This is a genomic window from bacterium (genome assembly GCA_008933615.1).
In the GTDB taxonomy this organism is placed as follows: Bacteria; CLD3; CLD3; order SB21; family SB21; genus SB21.
The window spans coordinates 1-6,573 of sequence record WBUR01000068.1 but is presented as its reverse complement, the minus strand read 5'-3'; the positions used below and the strand labels follow the sequence as shown (position 1 = coordinate 6,573).

The window sequence follows — 6,573 nt, the reverse complement described above, 5'->3', positions numbered from 1 at the left end:
AAAGCACTCATCGCTTCAGCCACATCGATCCCTTGTGCTGAGCTTAGATGATATCTTGATAGTATATTGTTCTATTTAATTAATGTTATTTGTGCGCTCGGCGCTGCGTCTGCACGCCGTCCATTATGCGACATCAGTTTTTGCACCACAATTTAATATAGGAGTACAAAATGAAACCGTTATCCATTCTGTTAATACTATTAATGACCTTCACAAGCTGTTCAAAAGACGACAAGGCAAATAACGAAGGAAGTCTTTCAACTCCAAAGACAATAACCGTCGGCCAGGCTTTTTCTGGTCAAATCGGATCCCATGGAGTGAGTTATTATAAATTTACAATCTCATCTCCACAAACTTATTCAATAATTCTAAACAATTTAGAGTCCAATCTTTTAGTTCAATTGTTTGATGATATGAATTATGAAACACTTTTAAACACGAATGATGACAATGATGGTGATGGACAAGTCATAATGTGGGACGGAATGTCCGCTAAAACTTACTATTTGCAAGTTAATGAGTGGGATGGTAAAGCTGGCACTTTTACAATAAACATTAACGTATACTGACGTCGCATAACATGCGGCTTACACGTTCGCTCACCGCGCCAGCGGAAGCGTGAGTACTTAGATAGTTAGTTCACACTCGAACGCTGGCGCGTTCGCACATGGCGCTCTTTGATGATTGTGTTTTGGTGATAAAGTTAGTTAGTCTACCACTTATTCGGTTGCACTCTTTGCGCCATGTCGTGTAGCCGCCGAGCGTTATCTGCAATGTCTCGCAATTCAGATTTTGGTTTTGATTGCCTATGAGAACAGTAATGTTGACCTTAGCTTTTATTTTGGCGATACCTGCTTTCTTTGTTCTATTAGTATCCTTCGCTGGAAGCCACGGACATCTGGGGCTCTTTGATCATGCCGATTCGTTTCTTTTGTATTCGATAGCATTAATTCTGCTAACTATAAGCGCTTTTTTGACACAAGTTAGAAGGGTTTCGTATGTTTTCACAGGCATCTTAATCTATTTCATCACTATGTTTGTTGTCGAATTTGTTTCCACGAAACCGAATATTCGCCTTCGTGATTATTGGTTGATACTTGTTCTATTTTCGCTAAACCTGTTTGTTTTGATATATTATAGACAAAAATATAAACAATGAATGTAATGCGAGCCACTGCAGATAACATGCGGCTTACACGTGCCGCTTCGCGAGCGCTTTTTGATGTCCCCACAGGCTACATTATAGTGGCGCTCGCTTCGCCAGCAGCTCGCTCACGATTTAAGTATGTTCTTAATTAACTTTAATTTTCCTCGCGTGCGAGCTACTGCGTGTAGCCGCCTTTCGTTATCTGACAGTCGGCAAACATAAAGCCATATCTATTTTGAAAGGGAATATGAATAAAAATATTTTTCGCGCTCTCCTAATGATACTCATTTTTACAAACTCGGCGTTGTCTCAATCAGAGTTCCTGGAATCCGATATGGGCTTTCATTTTGGCCTCGAGGCAATGGAAACTTATCAAGTACTCAATCGCAAGGCAGCCGTAAATATAGGCTTTGCAAAAAAATATACCGAAAGTATTGTTGGGGTTGGGGTGAAAGTTGGCGTCGGTATGGAGGATCAAGACTTCTTTGATTACGGCACAACTGCTACAAATATTTTTGAGCCTTATATTTCTGTAGCCATATTAACCAATAAGTCAGCATTTTTCTCACTAAAGGGAGTTTTATCCTATTATCATGCAGATTATGGCTCAGAAAACCTTGATGAATCACTTGACTCGTTTGAATCAAAAACTTACAAATTGGGACTATCAATATATAGATCACTCTCACTAAGTCAATCGATGACGGTAACTCCTGAATTATCGGCCATATTTGTGGAAAAAAAGGCAGGCTACAACTCAAACATTGGTAGCTATAAAATGAAGAAAGTGGATTACAAGATAGGATTAGCATTGGGTTTCAAGGTTAGTTCACAAAACATGATAATTATTACGCCTGCGCTCGTATTTCCAAAGATAAGCAGTAGAAATTCCGGATTTTCCAATGAAGATAATAAGCGCTTGGACTTGAACATTGATTACATATTAAATTTGGGGAAATAATTATTCATTGCCGACCGTCAGATAACATGCGGCTTACACGTGCCGCTTCGCGACGCCTTCTGATCAGAGGATAGAGAAATTGTGGGCGTCGCTTCGCCAGTAGCTCGCTCACGGTTTGAGTATGTTCTTAATTAACTATAGTTTTCCTCGCGTGCGAGCTACTGCGTGTAGCCGCTCAGCGTTATCCGAGATCAGGGCTTATAGTAATTAGTACCATTTGTAAATTTACTAATAGGAGTTTTTAACATGAAATTTTGTATTGCTGTCCTAGTGTTTGCTCTTTGTTTGGTTTCCTGTGATAAAGACGAGAATTCAATAGAATATATTGAAGACCAAATTAATGACGCCCGTCCGTTAACTTCTGTCGATGTTCGTACAAATGGTGGAACCGATCTCGGTTCATCATATTCTGGATTTAGTAGTGCTGAGGCCAAAAATGGTTGGTTGATTCTAAAATATGGAACTGACCCATACTTATTTAGCTTATCGAATGCGGCATACGTTTTTGTTGACAAGCAGGATCATACTGTAATTATCTACTATTAGTAGTGCCCTGACCTCGGATAACATGCGGCTTACACGTGCCGCTTCGCGACGCCTTTTGATTTGACGATAGAAAGATTGTGGGCGTCGCTCGCCAGTAGCTCGCTCACGACTTTAGAATGTTCTTAATTAACTTTAATTTTCTCGCGTGCGAGCTACTGCGTGTAGCCGCCGAGCGTTATGCGAGAGTCCCTCAAAATGAACATTTTATAAATAATCATGATATCCGGACCCCTAACATACACTACGCTTAGAGAACATCTAAGAGAAATCATTAATGATTCCTGCAAGTTTTCTCAACAAGAATTTGTGGCATGGTGTGGACGAGAATGGTTTAGATACGAGGATACCGATATTACAGATAACGAACTGGAGGTTGCCATACAAATAGCCACTGAGATTGAAATGGAATGGGATATATATATTGGATCTTGTTACACGAGAAAAGAGTTGTCATCACTAGATTTTACTCAAGTTACTTTACCTAAATCATATTTTGTCAAATGGTTGGAAGATTTGAACAATTTGAAATAATGTATGAGGCGACCCTCGCATAACAAGCGGCTTACACGTGCCGCTTCGCGACGCCTTTTAATTTGACAATAGAGAGATTGTGGGCGTCGCTCGCCAGTAGCTCGCTCACGGTCTGAGAATGTTCTTAATTAACTTTGATTTTCTCGCGTGCGAGCTACTGCGTGTAGCCGCGCCGCGTTAGCCGACATGGCCAGAATATGCGAGCCTTGGCCTTGTTTTGTTTGAAAGTTTTGTTCTTTGATTATGATGACGTTGAATTTCATGTTGCCCGACGAATCACTTTCGGCCAGAGATATTTTGATTCATCGGTAGTTTACCGCCTCAGTGTTTCGAGAAAATGGCCACGTCGGCTAACATGCGGCTTCCACGTACGCTCATGACGCGCTTTTTGGAGTTCCCCACGGGCTACACTATTGTATGCGCGTCATTCGCCGATAGCTCGCGCACCGTACGACTTGAGCTTCGCTCTGACAGCCGATGAGTTCTAAATGAAATTTCGTTTCTCGACGCGAGGCGATAGTTCGATTTGAAAAGTTTTGCAATTTGAGTTTAGTTTTGTTCTTTGATGTTTTAAGATTTGAAAACTTCTTTGCCTCGCGCCGAGATGATTACTTTCACACTTTCGTTTCGGCTGTCAGAGCTTAGAAGATTATTTGATAGTTACGTTTTTAATTTACAGATTTATTATTGTGCGCGAGCTACCGCGTGTAGCCGCCGAGCGTTATCCGACATGGCCGAAACAATCTCAGGGTTGGCCTTTTCTCAGTTTGAAAGTTTTGTTCTTTGAGTTACGACTTTCGTTTAGCTCGACCGCATGAGCAGCGAGCGCTTCGCTACTCGCTATGCTTTATTTTAAGCTTTCTGTGTCTTATTTTACTTCACTCTTGCGATCAGTGCTGACGCACTCATCGCTTGTGGTTTTTCGACACTATTTTGGCGGTCGAGCTGTGGTTCTGATGACGAGGCCAGGAAAAGTCAGCGTTCTTTGATTTCATGTTTTTTGATATTTTAGTGTTTCGAGCAAGGAGGCCACGTCGGATAACAAGCGGCTTCCCCGTTCGCTACGTGAGCGCTTTTTGGAGTCCCCACATGCTACGCTTTTGTGGCGCTCACTTCGCCGATAGCTCGCACACTTTTTGATTTGTTCTTAATTAATAGTTATTTTTACGTGTGCGAGCTACCGCGTGTAGCCGCCGAGCGTTATCCGAGAGCGCACAAAGTGGTTTTTTCGATAGATTAGAGGAGAATACTCTATGATTAATCTAATAATATTCAGCTTGAATCTTTTTACAAGTACCGCACCACAAACAGAGAGCGGAATTTTTGGCAGTTGGAAGGCAACAAAGCTTGTTGCTGGATATGTGACTACTAATGAAGATGCTGATGCGGTTATTGGGGAAGAAATGATCTTATCTGATTCGCTATTTGATTTTCTAGATTGGGATGAACGAAACCCTCAGTATGAAATCAAGACCGTGAAAACCAGCACTTATTTCCCAGTTTTTCGCTACAACGCAATTTACTATGGCATTAATTCAGATTCTATCATAGTGATCACTGTTCGATATAAACAAAAGGGACAAAGAACGACTTTGTTTTTGGATGGAAATCGACTGATTGCGCCCATATATAGCCATTTGTTATTTTTTGAAAAGATAAAGTAGAGTGCGCCCTCGGATAACATGCGGCTTACACGTGCCGCTTCGCGACGCCTTTTGATTTGACAATAGAGAGATTGTGGGCGTCGCTCGCCAGTAGCTCGCTCACGGTTTGAGTATGTTCTTAATTAATTATAATTTCCTCGCGTGCGAGCTACTGCGTGTAGCCGCCGAGCGTTATCCGCGATGAGCCTTGGGACATGTAGATGATATTTAGATTACTAATATTCGTTTTTTTCTCTATCGGGTGCGCTGGCTCGATCACAAATTATGACACTTACTCGTTAAGAATTGAAAAATCAAAAGAAGAAGTGTTAAATAATTTTTCAAAATCTATGCGCTTTCATAAATCTGACTCACTGGAGCCCGGGTATTTATCAAAGTCTCAGAAATATGTTGAAGTCGATACTGCCTTAGCACTTTCAAAAGGAACTGTTTATCGTTTACATGATCTTACGATTCGAGAAAAAGGACGAACTACTTATTTAGATATAGATTCAGATTCTTTGTATCTCAAAACCACTTTTCCACAACCAGTTCCTTTGCTCGACTTTGTTTTTTCAAAAGAGGATTACTATTTAAGGGGCACTTGGCATGACTTATTAGCCAAAGGTCTTTCCCAAGAAGCTCAGGAAACATCGGAGAATGTTGTATTGAAAAAGAAGTCCCCTTTAGTTGCATTTTCTGTCTATGTCCTTAGTCCCACTATCGGGAAAGTTTATGAATACAATGCTAATCCGATTGTAACTCGTCGTAAAGCGTTACAACAACTACTTCTTCCAACCTTAATAGACGGGGTTTCCCTTTTTTTGGCTTTAAATGGGAAAAAAGAATTGGGCATAGAAGTTTTTGCACTTAATCGTCTTTTTTTCTGGTCACAAAATGATATCAATTTATACAATCGTTTCGCCAGCACACCCTATGGATATTCGAACAATGAGAAATAGTAAAGTAAAATATTTAAATAGGCTCACCGCGGATAACATGCGGCTTACACGTGCCGCTTCGCGACGCCTTTTGATTTGACGATAGAGAGATTGTGGGCGTCGCTTCGCCAGTAGCTCGCTCACGTTTTCAGTATGTTCTTAATTAACTTTAATTTTCTCGCGTGCGAGCTACTGCGTGTAGCCGCCGAGCGTTATGCGCAATGCCTTTCAACAGACTAAATATGACTATTGACAACGGATTTAAAATTGACCATCCAGACGTATTTGTCCCGTGGGACATTGAGGAGAAACAATTAATGAAATTGTTTAATGGACAGAGACTTGTGAATGTGTCAACTGGATATTATACGATCGATTCTGAATCGCTAAACGGATTAAAATGCACAATTGGATTCCATTTTGAACCAAGAAAGAGTGGCCTACTCAAGGAATTAGAATTTTTTCGAGCAAATTATACAGATCAAGTTAAATCATACGAAGAGTTCCAACGACATTTTGAGCAAGCATTTGGGAGACCAACACAAACATCCGTTGGAACTGAAGGATTTAATGACCATTCTTGGGTATTTGCTAAAGTTAGCATTTTTCATTTCGTCTTTGACAGATTTGGACCAGAAGAACACATGAGAATAAAAAGAACAGTATGAACGGCACTGCGCATAACATCTTTAAAAAGTACTTTGTCAATAAAAAAAAGATTTCCATAAGAGTTTTTTACTCTTTTTTTTGAAAAACTACAAATCGGAGAGAATCACTTACGAAATCAACTAACTCGGGTACAGA

The 6,573-nt window shown here is 40.5% G+C and carries 6 protein-coding genes; all 6 read left to right on the top strand.

Features of this window, described 5'->3' with window-relative positions:
- Nucleotides 1-170: 170 nt before the first annotated feature.
- The 6 genes from F9K33_16140 (at nucleotide 171) to F9K33_16115 (ending at nucleotide 6,437) form a co-directional block, all read left to right on the top strand.
- Nucleotides 171-569 (top strand): hypothetical protein, encoded by a 399-nt coding sequence (locus tag F9K33_16140; GenBank protein KAB2877585.1) that lies wholly within the window; start codon nucleotides 171-173, stop codon nucleotides 567-569.
- Between the two features lie 825 nt (nucleotides 570-1,394).
- Entirely contained in the window at nucleotides 1,395-2,108 is a 714-nt protein-coding gene (locus F9K33_16135; protein ID KAB2877584.1) for a hypothetical protein, read from the top strand.
- A gap of 246 nt (nucleotides 2,109-2,354) precedes the next feature.
- Entirely contained in the window at nucleotides 2,355-2,654 is a 300-nt protein-coding gene (locus tag F9K33_16130; protein KAB2877583.1) for a hypothetical protein, read from the top strand.
- Nucleotides 2,655-4,438: 1,784 nt separating this feature from the next.
- Nucleotides 4,439-4,849 (top strand): hypothetical protein, encoded by a 411-nt coding sequence (locus F9K33_16125; GenBank protein KAB2877582.1) that lies wholly within the window; start codon nucleotides 4,439-4,441, stop codon nucleotides 4,847-4,849.
- Nucleotides 4,850-5,049: 200 nt separating this feature from the next.
- A complete protein-coding gene (locus F9K33_16120) occupies nucleotides 5,050-5,790 on the top strand; it encodes a hypothetical protein (protein KAB2877581.1) in 741 nt (246 codons plus the stop codon).
- A 221-nt stretch (nucleotides 5,791-6,011) separates the two neighbouring features.
- Nucleotides 6,012-6,437, top strand: a complete 426-nt coding sequence (locus tag F9K33_16115) for a hypothetical protein (protein KAB2877580.1) — start codon at nucleotides 6,012-6,014, stop codon at nucleotides 6,435-6,437.
- Nucleotides 6,438-6,573: the final 136 nt, after the last annotated feature.

What these genes read in the sequence shown, in the direction of transcription:
- F9K33_16140 (KAB2877585.1), top strand. Translation starts at nt 171, where the DNA reads ATGAAACCGTTATCCATTCTGTTAATACTATTAATGACCTTCACAAGC.
- F9K33_16135 (KAB2877584.1), top strand. Translation starts at nt 1,395, where the DNA reads ATGAATAAAAATATTTTTCGCGCTCTCCTAATGATACTCATTTTTACA.
- F9K33_16130 (KAB2877583.1), top strand. Translation starts at nt 2,355, where the DNA reads ATGAAATTTTGTATTGCTGTCCTAGTGTTTGCTCTTTGTTTGGTTTCC.
- F9K33_16125 (KAB2877582.1), top strand. Translation starts at nt 4,439, where the DNA reads ATGATTAATCTAATAATATTCAGCTTGAATCTTTTTACAAGTACCGCA.
- F9K33_16120 (KAB2877581.1), top strand. Translation starts at nt 5,050, where the DNA reads ATGATATTTAGATTACTAATATTCGTTTTTTTCTCTATCGGGTGCGCT.
- F9K33_16115 (KAB2877580.1), top strand. Translation starts at nt 6,012, where the DNA reads ATGACTATTGACAACGGATTTAAAATTGACCATCCAGACGTATTTGTC.